Origin of the sequence: Streptomyces sp. NPDC093591 (genome assembly GCF_044764885.1) — a bacterium.
Lineage (GTDB): Bacteria > Actinomycetota > Actinomycetes > Streptomycetales > Streptomycetaceae > Streptomyces.
On sequence record NZ_JBIWIY010000016.1, the window covers coordinates 106,199 to 120,240 of the forward strand.

At 69.4% G+C, this 14,042-nt stretch carries 13 protein-coding genes, 3 tRNA genes and 4 pseudogenes; 10 read left to right on the forward strand and 10 right to left on the reverse strand.

Annotation, left to right across the window (positions count from 1 at the left end; translation table 11 throughout):
* Positions 1–32: 32 nt before the first annotated feature.
* Complete coding sequence (locus ACIREI_RS30860) at positions 33–341, reverse strand: YtxH domain-containing protein (RefSeq protein ID WP_403339667.1); 309 nt, start codon at positions 339–341, stop codon at positions 33–35.
* A 158-nt stretch (positions 342–499) separates the two neighbouring features.
* Between ACIREI_RS30860 and ACIREI_RS30865 the strand changes: the two genes are divergently transcribed.
* The 4 genes and pseudogenes from ACIREI_RS30865 to ACIREI_RS30880 all read left to right on the forward strand — a co-directional run.
* A tRNA-Asn gene (locus tag ACIREI_RS30865) sits at positions 500–572 on the forward strand.
* Between the two features lie 5 nt (positions 573–577).
* Positions 578–650: transfer RNA gene (locus tag ACIREI_RS30870), tRNA-Asn, on the forward strand.
* Between the two features lie 179 nt (positions 651–829).
* Positions 830–906 (forward strand) — tRNA-Ile (locus tag ACIREI_RS30875).
* A 283-nt stretch (positions 907–1,189) separates the two neighbouring features.
* Positions 1,190–1,273: pseudogene (locus tag ACIREI_RS30880) on the forward strand (IS5/IS1182 family transposase); the annotation flags it as partial.
* A gap of 1,113 nt (positions 1,274–2,386) precedes the next feature.
* Here the strand turns inward: ACIREI_RS30880 and ACIREI_RS30885 are convergent.
* Positions 2,387–2,755: pseudogene (locus ACIREI_RS30885) on the reverse strand (PIN domain-containing protein); the annotation flags it as partial.
* A gap of 349 nt (positions 2,756–3,104) precedes the next feature.
* Between ACIREI_RS30885 and ACIREI_RS30890 the strand changes: the two are divergent.
* A complete protein-coding gene (locus ACIREI_RS30890) occupies positions 3,105–4,193 on the forward strand; it encodes a homoserine dehydrogenase (protein ID WP_403339670.1) in 1,089 nt (362 codons plus the stop codon).
* Positions 4,186–5,616, forward strand: a complete 1,431-nt coding sequence (locus ACIREI_RS30895) for an aldehyde dehydrogenase family protein (RefSeq protein WP_403339673.1) — start codon at positions 4,186–4,188, stop codon at positions 5,614–5,616. Before ACIREI_RS30890 ends, ACIREI_RS30895 begins: the two co-directional genes overlap by 8 nt.
* 68 nt (positions 5,617–5,684) lie before the next feature.
* Here the strand turns inward: ACIREI_RS30895 and ACIREI_RS30900 are convergent, their stop codons facing one another.
* The 5 genes and pseudogenes from ACIREI_RS30900 to ACIREI_RS30920 all read right to left on the reverse strand — a co-directional run bounded on the left by ACIREI_RS30900 (position 5,685) and on the right by ACIREI_RS30920 (position 9,619).
* A complete protein-coding gene (locus ACIREI_RS30900; protein ID WP_403339676.1) occupies positions 5,685–6,155 on the reverse strand; it encodes an Lrp/AsnC family transcriptional regulator in 471 nt (156 codons plus the stop codon).
* 514 nt (positions 6,156–6,669) lie between these two features.
* Entirely contained in the window at positions 6,670–7,641 is a 972-nt protein-coding gene (locus ACIREI_RS30905; RefSeq protein WP_403339678.1) for a succinylglutamate desuccinylase/aspartoacylase family protein, read from the reverse strand.
* An 18-nt stretch (positions 7,642–7,659) separates the two neighbouring features.
* The gene (solA, locus tag ACIREI_RS30910; protein WP_403339681.1) at positions 7,660–8,799 is read right to left on the reverse strand and encodes an N-methyl-L-tryptophan oxidase; all 1,140 of its coding nucleotides are present in this window, start codon (positions 8,797–8,799) and stop codon (positions 7,660–7,662) included.
* A 238-nt stretch (positions 8,800–9,037) separates the two neighbouring features.
* Positions 9,038–9,149 (reverse strand): annotated as a pseudogene (locus tag ACIREI_RS30915) (DDE endonuclease); the annotation flags it as partial.
* Positions 9,146–9,619 (reverse strand): annotated as a pseudogene (locus ACIREI_RS30920) (winged helix-turn-helix domain-containing protein). The pseudogenes ACIREI_RS30920 and ACIREI_RS30915, both read right to left, overlap by 4 nt.
* Positions 9,620–9,957: 338 nt before the next feature.
* Here ACIREI_RS30920 and ACIREI_RS30925 point away from each other — a divergent pair.
* From ACIREI_RS30925 to ACIREI_RS30935, 3 genes are read left to right on the forward strand one after another with little or no spacing between them, the layout of a single operon-like run.
* Positions 9,958–10,500 carry a hypothetical protein gene (locus ACIREI_RS30925; RefSeq protein WP_403339683.1) on the forward strand — a complete coding sequence of 181 codons (543 nt, stop codon included), beginning with the start codon at positions 9,958–9,960 and terminating at the stop codon, positions 10,498–10,500.
* A 54-nt stretch (positions 10,501–10,554) separates the two neighbouring features.
* Positions 10,555–11,007 (forward strand): hypothetical protein, encoded by a 453-nt coding sequence (locus tag ACIREI_RS30930; RefSeq protein ID WP_403339686.1) that lies wholly within the window; start codon positions 10,555–10,557, stop codon positions 11,005–11,007.
* A gap of 35 nt (positions 11,008–11,042) precedes the next feature.
* On the forward strand, positions 11,043–11,606 hold the full coding sequence (locus ACIREI_RS30935; protein ID WP_403339688.1) for a hypothetical protein: 564 nt from the start codon (positions 11,043–11,045) through the stop codon (positions 11,604–11,606).
* 60 nt (positions 11,607–11,666) lie between these two features.
* Here ACIREI_RS30935 and ACIREI_RS30940 read toward each other — a convergent pair whose 3' ends face one another.
* On the reverse strand, positions 11,667–12,077 hold the full coding sequence (locus tag ACIREI_RS30940) for a DUF6069 family protein (protein WP_403339691.1): 411 nt from the start codon (positions 12,075–12,077) through the stop codon (positions 11,667–11,669).
* A complete protein-coding gene (locus tag ACIREI_RS30945) occupies positions 12,074–12,685 on the reverse strand; it encodes a TetR/AcrR family transcriptional regulator (protein WP_403339694.1) in 612 nt (203 codons plus the stop codon). The genes ACIREI_RS30940 and ACIREI_RS30945 overlap by 4 nt, the downstream gene beginning before the upstream one ends.
* 211 nt (positions 12,686–12,896) lie before the next feature.
* On the opposite strand from ACIREI_RS30945, the gene ACIREI_RS30950 reads away from it, so the two are divergent.
* Positions 12,897–13,307: a hypothetical protein gene (locus ACIREI_RS30950; RefSeq protein WP_403339696.1), complete on the forward strand. Its 411-nt coding sequence runs from the start codon at positions 12,897–12,899 to the stop codon at positions 13,305–13,307.
* A 20-nt stretch (positions 13,308–13,327) separates the two neighbouring features.
* On the opposite strand, the gene ACIREI_RS30955 is transcribed toward ACIREI_RS30950, so the two are convergent.
* Positions 13,328–14,026 (reverse strand): class I SAM-dependent methyltransferase, encoded by a 699-nt coding sequence (locus ACIREI_RS30955; RefSeq protein ID WP_403339699.1) that lies wholly within the window; start codon positions 14,024–14,026, stop codon positions 13,328–13,330.
* Between the last annotated feature and the right edge of the window lie 16 nt (positions 14,027–14,042).

The window sequence follows — 14,042 nt, forward strand, 5'->3', positions numbered from 1 at the left end:
GGCCCCCCTCCGACGAGCCTCGAACGGTGCTGTCAGGTGTTGCTCGTGCCCCAGTCGTCCTCTGCACCCCCGTTGTGGGCGCTGCGCTCTCGTAGGGAGCGGACTCGGGCGGCCACCGTCTCGGGGACTCGGTCGCCCACCTTCTCGCTGACCGTGTGGTACGCCTTGCCGGCGAAGTGGCGGCCCTGTTGGGCGGCCGACTCGGCGGTGTTGCGGACCGCGGGGTTCTGCGCGACCTGGCGCGCGGACTTCTTCAGCTGCTCGTAGCGCTCGCGACCGGCGCGCGTGCCGAGCACGTAACCGACCGCGACTCCGATGACGAACGTGAGCCGGTAGCGCATGGCGGCCACCCTTCCCTTCCGTAGGTCCCTGGTGCGGCGTCGGTGCCGAGGGGAACCGATTGGCGGAGCACCCCCCTGCTTGCGCTAATGTATGTGTCGCAGCGAGCGCACGCCCCCTGGCGAATACCCAGGTAGGTACGTTCGATGCAACGAGGCATTCCTCCGTAGCTCAATTGGCAGAGCAGCCGGCTGTTAACCGGCAGGTTACTGGTTCGAGTCCAGTCGGGGGAGCTCGGTCCTCCGTAGCTCAATTGGCAGAGCAGCCGGCTGTTAACCGGCAGGTTACTGGTTCGAGTCCAGTCGGGGGAGCATGCTGAACGAGGACCCCGTTGGGGTCCTTTTTCATGTCCGGCCTCGTTTCCCGGGAACCGTGCAGGTCGCGGGGGAGTCCTTGAGGGCAGGCGAAGTCGACCATACGAAGCAGGAGATCGTATGAGCGGCTATGCTGCGGCACACGGCGCGTACACATGTACGCGACACGCCGCTATGGGGCGGTAGCTCAGCCGGTTAGAGCAGCGGACTCATAATCCGTCGGCCGTGGGTTCGAGTCCCACCCGCCCCACCAGTGGTCACCCATGCGGAAACGTTCTGAGCTGCGGAAACGTGGTTGGAAGGGGTGTTTTGTATGAGGTGGTTGTCTGGAATCGGTGTGGCGAACGGGCGTCTTCGCACGTCTCACGTCGGCTCTGAACCCTTGTGACCTGGGCTTTAGGGGTGGGATCGGTGGTGTGGCGGTCCCACCCGCCCATCAGGGTTGCCTTGTAGGAGCGTTCCTTAGCAGAGGAAACGTCCGGCCCCGGCCCTGAAGGGGCTTTCGCGTGCTGGGGAGATCGTTAGCTAACGACTGGTTCCGCCGCCTGCGGATCCGCTGGGAAGTGCGTGACGACATCCACGAAGCCTTCCTCACACTGGGATGCGCACTGATCTGCTGGCGACGCCTGCACTCAGCTGTCGCTCGCCAGTTTTTCTGCAAGGTGCGTGTGACACCCGCGATGACGGCGGTCGTCAGCACCCAGCCGATGGTGATCAGTAGGTACGCCAGCCAGGGGCGGTAGCCATAGCCGACGGTCACGTCGAGAAGGGCCCCCACGCCCACAGACCCCCCTGGATGACGCGTGCTGACGGAACACCAACCCCCATCGAGGCAAACCAGGCCCGGTGTTCAAAAGCGTCCGCGCCGCCGCCGTCAGCCCCGACACGGTCGTACGTGCCCTGTTCGATGACGCGGCTGGTCCATGACGAGGATGCGGTCGGCGAGCTTCGTAGATGTCGGCGGTGGTGCCGGGGTCGGCCTCGGCGGGGGCGGGGACGCATCCACAGCCGTGGTCGTCGGCTCCGACCCGGCCCGACCCGGTCAGGCTCAGCGCAGCGGAGGAAGCAGCGGAGGAAGAGGCACGTCCAGACGACCTTCCGCGATGAGTCGCTTCACAGTGCGGCGGCCAGAGAGCTGTAGGCGTTGGACTTGAAAGTACGGAGAACTGTCTTGCGGGCAGCGTACGGGTGCCCTGGCTTCGTAGGACAGTGGGTCGGGCGTCAGCGTTCGTCGTGCTCACGAGGACGCGGGTCTCCCATACACACCCGACGCCCTTGATGCGGAGGGTGTCTCTCAGGAGGGCGGGCCCGCTCAGGACCCACCGCCCGGTAGCTGTGCACCAGACGTGGTCCCCGATGCGGTAGGCCTTCAGATCGGTTGCTTGATCGAACGTGACGAACGGGGGTACAGCCCAGCCCAGCACCCGCACGGTGTCGGTATCGATCAGCGTGCCTTCGCCCTCGACGAAGAAGCCCATTGCGCCCTCGAAGCCTGGCCCTTCCAGGCCCGGCGGAACGGGCATCAGACGAATAGCCTCAGCCTCGATGGCGCCGAGGCTTTCCGGGGCCTGGAGGATCGAACGCACCGTGGCCTCGTCGGCATCGTCGGTCTGCTGTGCGAACCTCTCCACAACGTCGTACCAGGTGGTGAGGAGCACGAACCGATCCTCGATGCCGGCGAGGTCCTCGTTCATCGGGTACGGGAAGGCGACCCCGTTGCCGAAGTCCGTCGTGTTCTTGCTGACGAAGTAGACCGTCTCGTCAGGATGCTCCCGCGCGTACTCGACGGCCGTGAGCCAGATCGCGGCGTCCCGCCCGCCGATCTTCGCCGTGTCGCCGCTTTCGTTGATGGTGACCTGCTTGCACGGCAGCAGGAGGTTCGCCTCCCGCATCAATGCCTGCTTGAGCGCGGCCTCGCTCGTTGGGACGACGTCGACTACGTCGAGCCACTTCTGACGCCACTCGTCTCTGACGCCACTCGTCCTGGAAACGCAGTAGATCCATCCGCGGCAGCGGCACGCGGATCGGCCACGGTGTTCCTTCCGTTTCCCTGTCAAGTTCAGCGTGTTGAGGACCAAGCGCCGAACTTGCCGTTCTGGCACTCCTGCAGGAAGACACCCAACCCGGCCGACGGCTAAGCGAGTCGGTCACGCGAGGGCGGCGTGCGCACTGCGGCCGTGCCGAAGCGCCCGCGGACTCGTTCTGCCGCAACCTCAGCCGTACGCCTTGTGGAGCAGTAGGCGCACGGTGGGGGCCGTCGTCCCGGTCCCCGTACAGGCCGTCCGGCCTTCTCCAGCGCGGTGTTGCCGGAGGCGGGGCGAGCGAAATGCCCTAGGACACAGCAGATCGGCATGCCTCGTGGTCGTTGTGGCATGGAGCAGGTGACAGGCAGGGAAGCGAGGCTCTGAGCAGCCGCACCGTGGAGTCGGCGGACTGTCAAGGAGCGAACTCATGGGCCGATACGATCTCGCCCTCATCGGATTCGGCGGCGTCAATCGCGCGCTGGCCGAACTCATATCCCAGAACGGGGAACGCCTGACAAAGGAGCTGGGCTTCGCCCTGCGGGTGGTGGCGATCACCGATCTGCGGGCCGGTTCCCTGGTGGACACCGACGGCATCGATCTGGCGCCGCTGCTGGCCGCCGAGCCCGGGGAGCTGAGCTTCGCGGGTCTGCCTGGCGGCAGCGCTGATCCGCGCAACGAGTGGGTGATCCGCGAGGTCCCGGCCGACATCGTCGCGGAGGCGACGTTCACCAACCCCACCGACGGCGAGCCCGCCCTCTCCCATGTGCGCTGGGCCCTGGAATCGGGCAAGCACGTGTGCACCACCAACAAGGGGCCGGTCGCACTCGCCGGCCGCGCACTGAAGCAGCTGGCCGCCGAGCGTGGTGTCCGCTTCGAGTTCGAGGGCTCGGTCCTCAGCGGCACCCCCGTCCTGCGCACCGCCGAGCGCATGTTCGGCGGCCTGGAGATCACCGGCGTCCAGGGCATCATGAACGGCACCTCGAACTACATCCTGGGCCGCCTCGAAGAGGGCATCGCGCTGTCGGCGGCCATCGCCGAAGCCCAGAACCTCGGGTACACCGAAGCCGATCCGACCGCGGACATCGAGGGCCACGACGTCCAGCTCAAGGTCATGATCCTGGCCAACGAGGTCCTCGGCGCCGACCTGCGCCGCGAGGACGTCTTCTGCGAGGGCATCTCCGCGATCACCCCCCACGAAGTGCGGGACGCCGCCTCGAAGGGGCTGCGCTGGAAGCTGGTCGGCTCCGCCACCCGCCACGAGGACGGCAGCGTCGACGCCCGCGTCGCCCCGCTCGCCCTGCCCGCCCAGCACCCGCTCGCCGGGATCTCCGGCCCCCTCAACGCGGTCGCCTTCCACACCGACCTCATCGGCACCGTCACGGTCTCCGGGCCGGGCGCCGGGCGCATCGAGACCGCCTACGCCCTGCTGTCGGACATCATCGCCATCCACCAGCGCCACGCCGACGACGACACCGCCCCCACCCGCCCCGTTCTCCAGGAGACCCACCGTGTCTGACACCGCCGTGCCCCCCGGCATCGAACTCGGCACGGACACGGCGCCCGTGCACAACCCCTACACCGGCGAGGTCATCGCCTCGGTGCCCACCGTCGACGCAGCCGCCGTCGGCAGCATCCTGCAGCAGGCCAGATGCGGGCGCCGTACCGCCGCCGCGCTGTCCCGCGCCTCCAGGGCCGCGGTCCTGGAACGCGCCGCCCACCTGATCGAGCGGCGCGCCGAATCCTTCGCCCAACTGATCGTCAGCGAGGCCGGCAAGACCATCACCCAGGCCCGCAAGGAAGTCGCCCGCGCGGTCAACACCCTGTCCCTGTCCGGAGCCGAGGCACGGCGCAACGCCGGCGAGGTCATCCCCTTCGACTCCTACGAGGGCTCGGAGAAACGGCAGGGCTGGTTCACCCGCGAACCGCTCGGCATCATCGCCGCGATCACCCCGTTCAACGACCCCCTCAACCTGGTCGCCCACAAGCTCGGCCCGGCCGTCGCCGGCGGCAACGCGGTCATCCTCAAACCGTCCGCCCTGACGCCGCTGTCCGCGCTGCGGCTGGTCGACACCCTCATCGAGGCCGGCCTGCCCGAGGAGATCGTCACCGTCGTCAACGGCAACGTCGGCATCGCCGCCGCGATCGTCGCCGCCCCCGACGTGCGCATGGTGTCCTTCACCGGCGGATTCGCCACCGGCGAGGCCATCTCCCGCACCGCCGGCCTGAAGAAGCTCGCCATGGACCTGGGCGGCAACGCCCCGGTCATCGTCATGGACGACGCCGACCTGGACGAGGCCGTCGCCTCCTGTGTCTCCGGCGCGTTCTGGGCCGCGGGCCAGAACTGCATCGGCACCCAGCGGATCCTGATCGCCCACGACATCTACGAGCGCTTCCGCGACGCCTTCGTCGCCCGCACCAAGCAGCTGCGCGTCGGCGACCCCCTCGACGAGCACACCGACGTCGGCCCCATGATCACCCAGGAGGCCGCCGCCACCACCCGGGCCAAGGTCGACACGGCGGTGGCCGAGGGCGCGGTGCTGCTGTGCGGCAACGACGTCACCGGCACCCTGTACACGCCGACCGTCCTGGAAGACGTCCCGGCGACCTGCTCGATCCGGCAGGAGGAGGTGTTCGCCCCGGTCGTCGTGCTGCAGCCGTTCACGTCCTTCGAGGACGCCATCGAGCGGGCCAACGCCATCGACTACAGCCTCCACGCGGGCATCTTCACCTCCCGCCTGGACCGCGCCCTGAACGCGGCCCGGCTGCTGGAAGCCGGCGGAGTCATGATCAACGACTCGTCCGACTACCGCTTCGACGCCATGCCGTTCGGCGGATTCAAGTACGGCAGCATGGGCCGCGAGGGCGTGCGCTTCGCCTTCGAGGAGATGACCCAGCCCAAGGTCGTCTGCGTCAACCACATCAGTGAAGTCGTCCAATGACCGTCTCTGTACCGAGCGCGAACCCTTGGCACTGAACGGTGACCGGCGCGTACCTGCCGATCCGCTGCTCACCCCGTTGGCGTGGTATTCCGTGTATTCCGTTCTCCTCGCGGGCGGTTGACGACGCTGGACAGGGTGAGGGCGGTGACCGTGTCCCGTACGCCGGGCATCTTGGCGATGTCCTCCCAGATGCTCCGTACGCGTTCCAGTGAGGCTGCTTCCAGGCGCACCATGATGTCGAAGTCGCCGCTGAGGATCTCGCAGATGACGACCTCGGGGATGCGTTTGAGTGCGGCCAGGACGTCGCCGCCGCGCATGCGGTCCTGGCGGTGGACGAGTACGAGGGCGGAGACGGCATCGCCGGTGTCGTGGCCCGCGCGGACGATGGTGTAGCCGGCGATGTGGCCCTGGCGCTCCAGCCGTTCGATGCGCTGGCGCACCGCGTTGCGGGACAGCAGCACCTTGCCGGCCAGCTCGGAGTGCGAGATGCGGGCGTTGCGGGTCAGCTCGGCGATGATCTTCTCGTCGATGGTGTCCACAGCGGACCGTCTCCTTCGCGAATCGGTCGAGGTCGCAAACCCCCGCGGCAAGGCGTACTGCCGCAGACCTTCAGGCGGCGCAGGCGCGGCGACCGCCCGGATCCCCTGCTGTTCCGCGAGGGAGGGGTCTCCGGCGCGACCGGGTGCCGGAGGCGAGGCCGTGGCGGCGGGCCTTCAGCAGGCCGCCGCTCCGGTCGAAGCCGACCAGGCTGGCCGCGGAGCTTCCTGCGCTGCGCCGGTCGCGGTTGGCTTGCACCGCCGGCCACCTTGACGGACGGTGTGGCGACACCGTGTCGAGCCGTGGGTCCACTCCAACCAGCGTTGGTGACGGCGCTTCGTTCTGCAGCCACCAGTCGATGTCCGTGTCGAAGCCCTTGTCGTAGTGGTTGGGCGCACCGGCGAGTGCGTCGCGCTCGCCCTCCGTGAGCTGAGGTCGGCCACCGGGGAGGACGGGCTCGGCGGGAAGGCCGGCTCACTGGGACGGGGGCGGTTGAGTGGGCGGGCGTGAGGCACGTCAGTCGTGGGGGGTGGCAATGGCGGCGAGGTGCGTGCCCGGGCGCACGGTCAGCCCGTTCATGTTGTAGATGATCGTTCCGGTGGAGACGGCGGAGACCTTGAGTTCGGCGCCGTCGACGGGGCCGATGACGCGGCCGATGGTTTGTCCCTCGGTCACTTCGTCACCGGTGACCGCGTCCGGGTACCAGAGGCCTGAGGCCGGAGATTCGACCTCGCCCGTCCAGATCCAGTCGCGCGGCTGCACGGTCACCGGTGCGAGGTGCTGCGGTGCCTCGATGACGTCGAGGTGGTGCAGGATCCGGTACAGACCGTCGAGGAGCCTGCGTACGGTGGGCGGCTCCCGGTCGCCGAGTTGCCCGGTCTCGACGAGGATCGCGGGGACACCCTGCCGGTTCGCGGCGGCGTGGCTGTTGCCGCCGTCCGGGCTGGTGCCGAAGATGACCAGCTCGTATCCGACCGCGTGGGCCATCGCCCTGTTCTTCGCGTCCAGTTCGTCGTCGCCGGTCAGGCGGTAGCCGACGAAGTCGAGCAGATGCTGGTCGATGCCGCCGCTGTGCAGGTCCACGTAGGCGTCGGCGCCGTCGATCAGGTTCTCGAACAGCCAGGCCGCCATCCGGTCGGTGGGGCCGCCGTCCTTGTCGCCGGGGAAGACGCGGTTGATGTTGACGCCGTCCAGCGGGGAGATGTTGAGCCTGCCCCCGTACACGGCCGGGGGGTTGGCCACGGGGCAGATCACCACCTGGCCGGCGACATCGTCCGGCTCCAGCAGACCGGCCAGGCGGGTGGCGGCGTCGACGCCGACGAACTCGCCGCCGTGGACACCACCGGTGATCACGACCCGCGGGCCGGGACGGGAGCCGTTGACGAGGATCAGGGGAACCTCCGCCGTCGTGGTGCCCAGGCCGGCGGGCAGGATCCCGCGGGTCTTCTGGCCGGGCTCGGCCCGCAGCGCGCCGATGGTCAGGGTCATGTCTTACCTCGTTCGGACTCAGGCCGCGGTACGGCCGTTCGTGGTGATGAAGTCGATCGGCTGGGAGGTGCGGCCCTCCAGCGCGAGGTCCGCGGCGATGTCGCCCATGGCGGGCGAGATCTTGAAGCCCTGGCCGGAGAAGCCGGCCAGCAGGACGATGTCGTCGCAGCCCGGCAGAGGGCCGACCAGTGGGCGGGTGCTGCCGGTGTAGCCCTCCATGAAGACGGACAGGCGCACCGGGTCGGGGTTCAGGCCGGGCAGGTGGTGTCGCACCGCTGTGGTGAAGGCCTCCAGTTCCTCCGGCGCGACGGTCCGGTCCAGGCGGTTGGGGTCCTCCACGGGCTTGTGGTGGGGCTGGGGCAGGCCCAGCTTGACGGCAAGGCCGTCCGGGGACGGGATGCCGTAGAAGGGGATGTCGCCGCAGCGGACGAAGGCGGGACGCTCCACGTCCGCCGGGTGATCCTCGTGGGGCAGGAACCAGGCGCTGATCGCACGGTGGACGCTCACGTCCCACGGCAGGTCGGGCAGCAGATCGCCCACCCAGGGGCCGGGGGTGACGACCGCGGCGTCGAAGCGCTCGGTGTCGGTGTCGGTGCGGATCTGAACGCCTCCGCCGGCGACGGGAGCGACGTCCCGCACCGGGGTGTAGCGGCGGATCCGGGCGCCCAGCTCCTCGGCACGCCGGGCCGCGGTCTGGACCGTCAGCTCGGGGCGGACGAACCCCGCGTGGGAGTCGAGCACCACCAGGTCGCCGTCGTCGACGCGGAACTGCGGGAAACGCTTGGCCATCGCCTCGGTGTCGATCACCTCGTGGTTGAGGCCGTGTTCGGCGATGCCGTCCATGACGGTACGTATCTCGGGGTCGTCGGCCGGCCCCATGACCAGGGCTCCGATCAGTCGGCGCAGTTCCCGCCCGGTCTCCGCCTGCAACTGCTTCCAGAGGGCGTCGGCGTGCCTGACGAGCGGCACATAGCGGCCGTCGTGGGTCTGCACGCTGCGGAAGACGCGGGTCTCGCCGCCCGCGGCGCTGCGGTCGTGGCCGGGCGCGAACCGGTCGTAGCCGACGACCTCGGCGCCCCGGGCCGCCAGCCGCCAAGCGGCCTGGCTGCCCATCGTTCCCACTCCGACCACGGCGACGCGCTTCCTCGCAGCTGACACAGGACTGTCCTTTCGTACCGCCGGGCCGCAAGCTGGGCCGACCCCGAGCGTGAGGATGCTTGGTGGCGACCTGGAGGGAAGCGGACCTCAAGTTCCCAATACTCGTATTCGTATCGAGTCCGGGGATCCAGCCGAGCTCCCTCGAACTCCGTTGTGCCACATCGTGGTATGGCGTGCTAGTATTTGGCACAGAGAATGGCAGCGGCTTAAAGGGGAGTCAAGAGGTCCAGCGGATGGCCTTGTAGCAGGCCAGGGCTGCGACCGATAAGCGGCGTCGGGAGCGGCCACGCACACGGACCACGGGGGGTGTGGCCGCGGCGGGACCAGGTGGGGGTGGTCGGCGGCGTCATCGAAAATCCGGCTTCGTCCTCGAAGGCGAGCCGGGCGTCGAGCGCCGCCACGGTCCTTCCACCCGAGGCCAGGTCTCCTTCACCCAGCCGGCCACTATGTCCTCGTCCCGCTCGACTGCCCGCCGGGCGGGGACCTGGCAGCTCCAGCCGTGCCGCTTGAGCAGGGCGGCCACCCCTTGCGCGGTGTAGCTCTTGTGGAAGCGGCGCCCGATCAGCGTCTTGATTCGCGACAGGGGCCAGGTCTGGTCCGGCTACCCATGTGCCACCGGCCCCTTCGAGGCCAGGGCTCTTGGCCCGTCGTGGGATCAAGCCTTGCGCCAACGCTGTACCGACCGGACGCTGACCCGCAGGTCGTGAGCGATGACCGTGTTCTCGTCGCCCTGCCTGAACCGCTCGGCCGCCTCCAACTGCAACTGCTCGTGAAAGGCCCGTCGTTCGTCGGTCAGCCCGCCCCCTTGCGGATACCTCATGCGGTCGGCATACGCGGGATCATGAGACGTCAGCCCCTACGACACCACGCTTTGAAGGTCAGTACGGCACCCGATCGAGCAGGATCGAGGGGGATGCAGCCGAACGGAATCGGATGGATATGTCCGTTCCGTCGGCAACATCGCAGGTGAGACGCGTCACCAATTCAGGTTCGAGTCCCACCCGCGCCACCACAGCAGAAACGTCGGGACCTGTGGAATCGCGGTCGCGATGTCAGTCGGGCCGCGGCGTTCGCTGCACGAACGCCGCGCGTCCGTATGCCGTTGCCGCCGTCGGCGCGTGGGACCCCTCCCGGGCACCCGTGTGTAGAACGTGCCCCATGACCACATCGGAAACTTCGGCCCGCCGCCGTGCGGGCAGGCTGTCTGTGGTGCGTGGCGCGGCGGGGGCCGTCTGCGCCCTTCTGGCCCTTGGCGTCGCGCTGACCGGCTGCGGCTCCGACTCGGGCGATGAGGCGGGGGCACCCGCGTCGGCCACGCCGTCGCGTTCCGCCGAACCGTCGTCCGCCTCGCCCACGCCCACGAAGTCCTCCTCGTCGCCGTCGCCGACCGCGGTGAAGCCGATGGAGCCGTCGACGCCGGCCGAGCTGCGGGCGTGTGCGGACGGAAGCTGCACGGTCGTCGTGACGAAGGGCACCGAGATCCCGCGCGCCGAGGGCCTGCGGGCGGGACCGTTCACGGTGGGCGCCGTCGGTGCCGGGGGCGTGGACCTGACCTCGGTCGACGCGAGCGGATTCACCTCCAACCTGCTGGGGCAGCGACCCGACCAGGGCGGGCCCTCCACCGTCAACGAGCTGTCGATCGCCGTTCTCGCCATCGTGGAGGACACCGCGAAGCTGCGGCTCTTCCCGGCGGAGCAGTAGGCGTCCCACGCGTCGACCACAAGCAAGGCTTTTCGTATGCGCCTTTGAGGAGGGATGGGCATGGGACAGGTACGCGAGGGGGCACGGGCCGGGGCGTGGGCCGTCGGCGGCGTCATCGGCCTGGCGGTGCTGTACATGGTCGGGGTGTTCGCCTTCGGCGGTGCGGGGTGGATCACCGCCCCCTTCCGCGGGGAGGCGGACGAGCGCGAGAACACCGTGGGCTCGGGCGAGTTCCGCCAGACCACGTACGAGGAGTTCTTCGATCTGTGCGAGGCCGTGCAGAACGCCGAAGGGACGATCCAGGCGCTCCGGGAGGAGCGGACGACCGCTTCTCAGACGCGTACGACGCAGATCGACCAGTCGATCACCGCGCTGAAGGCCACGCGGATCGAGTCGGTCAACGCCTACAACTCGAAGGCCGCCCAGGAGCACCGCGCGCCCTTCCGTGACCAGGATCTGCCGTACCGGCTGGATGCCACCGCCGAGCGCACGACGTGCACCAACTGATTCCCCATCTCGTCCCGGGAAGAGGGCAGCACCGCATGAAGAAGACCGCACGCACGGCCCTGGCCACCGTCGGCGCGCTCGTTGTGGGCCTCGCCCTGACGTCCTGCACCGACTCCAGCCAGGACAAGGAGAACAAGGCCAAGCAGGAGAACTACGACCACCTCGTGGCCCAGCAGCCGGCGGGCCGCATGGAGTACTCGCCGACCCGCGAGGCGATCAACCAGTGGATCAAGACGTGGGGGAAGCGGGGCAAACTCTCGTACGTCTACATCCAGAACGCCAATGGCGAGTACGGGTACTTCATCATGAAGGGCCTGCCGGTGCCGCGCTGCAAGATGCTCACTCCGACGGAGAAGGTGGAATCCTCCTCCCACGGCGTCGCGGTCCTCGCCCAGCCCGGCATGGACGGCACGTACACCTCGGGTTCCACCTGCAACGCCTACTACGGATTCGACGCCACGACGGATGCGTACATGGAGTTCACGGTCGGCACGAACCAGTCGTTCTTCCTGTTCGACAAACCCATGACCATGCCGGAATACGCCAGTGCCAAGCAGCTGGGGCCGACCTCGGTCAACGACGTCGAGAAACAACCCTGAGCAGTCGGGGGCCGGTTGGAAGCCGGCCACTGCTGTTCGCGGCGTACTCGGTGCCGGCGGTCACCCCTTGGCGGCACCGGCTCGCGCCCCGGGGTACCTGCCGCACAGCCCCGGGATCAGCACCGCCGCCACCGCCAGGTGCATCAGAGCGAGGGAGATGCGGGTGCCGCCGTCCATGCCGTCGCCGATGAACGGCAGGAAGGACACGGCCAGTACGGCGCCGGCCACCCCGGTCCAGATGGCGCGGGCGCGCCGCGCCCCGAACCGCTCCAGGGCCGTCAGCAGGGCCCAGCCGGAGAGCGAGGCGAGCAGTGCGACGACCGCCACGGGCACGGCGCCGATGTCGAGCGTCTGCTCGCCGTCGGTGATCCGCAGCCGGTGCCCCAGCAGGGGGTCCGCGACCAGCCACACCAGGACGGGGGCCAGGACGGCCAGGGCCATGACCCCCAGGCGCCTTCTCCGCGCGCTCACTTGGCGCCCCCCGAGAGCGCACCGTGCAGGAAGACCTCCACCAGCTCCGGCGGGGTCAGGTCGGGCTCGTCCTCCGTACGCGGCTGGGTGAAGAGCAGCCCGAAGAAGAGGGCCGCGATCTGCTCCGGCGGCCGGCGCAGGGCGGCCTTGTCGGGCTCCAGCAGCTCCGCGAGGGCCGCGCGGATACGGGTCGTCGACTCCTCGCGACCCGCGCCGCGCACCGTGCCGGGGTGCTTGCCGCCGCGATGCCCCAGCGAGCCGAGGATCGCGCCCATCCTGGACAGGTGCGCCTGCAGCGCCTCGGCCGCCTCCGCCAGCCGGTCGGGCAGCGGCTGGGACACGTCGATCGCGTCGAGCTCGCGGACCGCGTGCTCGGGGGAGAGCGCCTCGGCCACGCAGGCCTGCAGCAGCTCGTCCTTGTCGGCGAAGACCCGGAAGATCGTGCCCTCGCCGATGCCCGCGGCGCGGGCGATCTTCGCGGTCGTCACCGCGGCGCCGTACTCGGCGATCAGCGGGATCGCGGTCTGGATGATCATTGCGCGGCGCTGCTCCGGCGACATCGCGGGGGCGCGGCGGCGGGTGGTCTGGTTCTCCTTGGGTGCTGTCATGTCCGCGAGAGTACGGAGTGAGTGCTCACTCCGTCAATGAGTGAGCACTCACTCCGCTTGTTTTTGGTGCGTCGGCAGGCGGATGTGGCTGGAAGTCCCTCCACCGCCGGTGGGCAGGCCGGGAACGCCCCTCGTCGGCCGGGCGTCACGGTCGGATGCCTATCCGGGCCCGCACGGTGCCGAACGGACCATTCCGTGGTGCAGTCGACTCATGGCCTCACCGCCCCAGGACGACCAGGACGACCAGGACGACCAGGACGACCAGGACGACCAGGACACCCCGGAGCCTCCCCAGGCCCGCGGACGCTCGTCCTGGCTGATCGACATCGTGGTCGCCCTGCTGTTCCTGATCGCGGACGCGGTCATCGTCGTCGCCGCCGTGATGCTGCTCGTCATGGTCGGGATGGGCAGCACGCAGACTCCCCACTCCTCCGCGACCGCGCACTCCCGCGACGTCCCCGCCCTGGCGTGGCTCGCGGTCTGGGGCCTCCCGGCCGTAGCGGCAACCAGCGCCTTCGTGCATGCCTGTCTGAGGATGCCGGTCACCACCGTCGTGCAGACCTTGTTCACACTCGCCTGCACCCTCCTGGCCGTGGTGGGGACGCGCATCCTGCTGTCGTGATCGCGTACGACCGGGTGCGGTCAGCGGGGAGCAGTGCCGCCGCGGCGGGGCAGGCTCTGGGTGATTCGCCACAGGCGGCGGGGGAGTTCGCCCTCCTCGAAGGCGTGTACCTCGTCGAGGGTCCAGCCTGCGGCAAGGGCGTCGACGAGGGCGCGGTCGAAGAAGTGCACCGCGAAGCCGCCGTGCTCGAAGATGTCGTCGCCGTGGGCGATCCCGGTGCCGTAGTGGGCGTCGCCGGTGTGCCGGACGGTGTAGACGAAGCGGCCGGCGGGGCGCAGGACGCGGCGGACCTCGCCGACCACGGCGTGGATCTCCTGGGTGGACAACGCCATGCACAGCAGCATGTGGGCGAAGACCGCGTCGACGGAGGCGTCGGGCAACGGCAGTGGGGCGCGTACGTCGTGAACCGTGGTGGTCACCCGCTCGGCGACTCCCCTTGAGCGGGCGGCGTCGCTCAGCTGCCGCAGTCCGGTGGCGCTGAAGTCGAGGGCGGTGACGGTGAAGCCGCTCTGAGCGAAGTACAGGGCGTCCCGCCCGTGTCCGGCCCCCAGCTCCAGGACGTCGGTGGCGTCGGCCGCGCGGAAGACGTCCCCGGCGTGCCGGGCCGCGGCGGACGGTTCCTCGCCGTACATGCCGGGATGCTCGGTGTACGTCTCCTGCCAGTGCGTGCGTTGCACTTCGCCCAGCTCGTGGTCGGGCCGGCCCTGGTGATCGTGCATGGTCACTTCCCGGGGG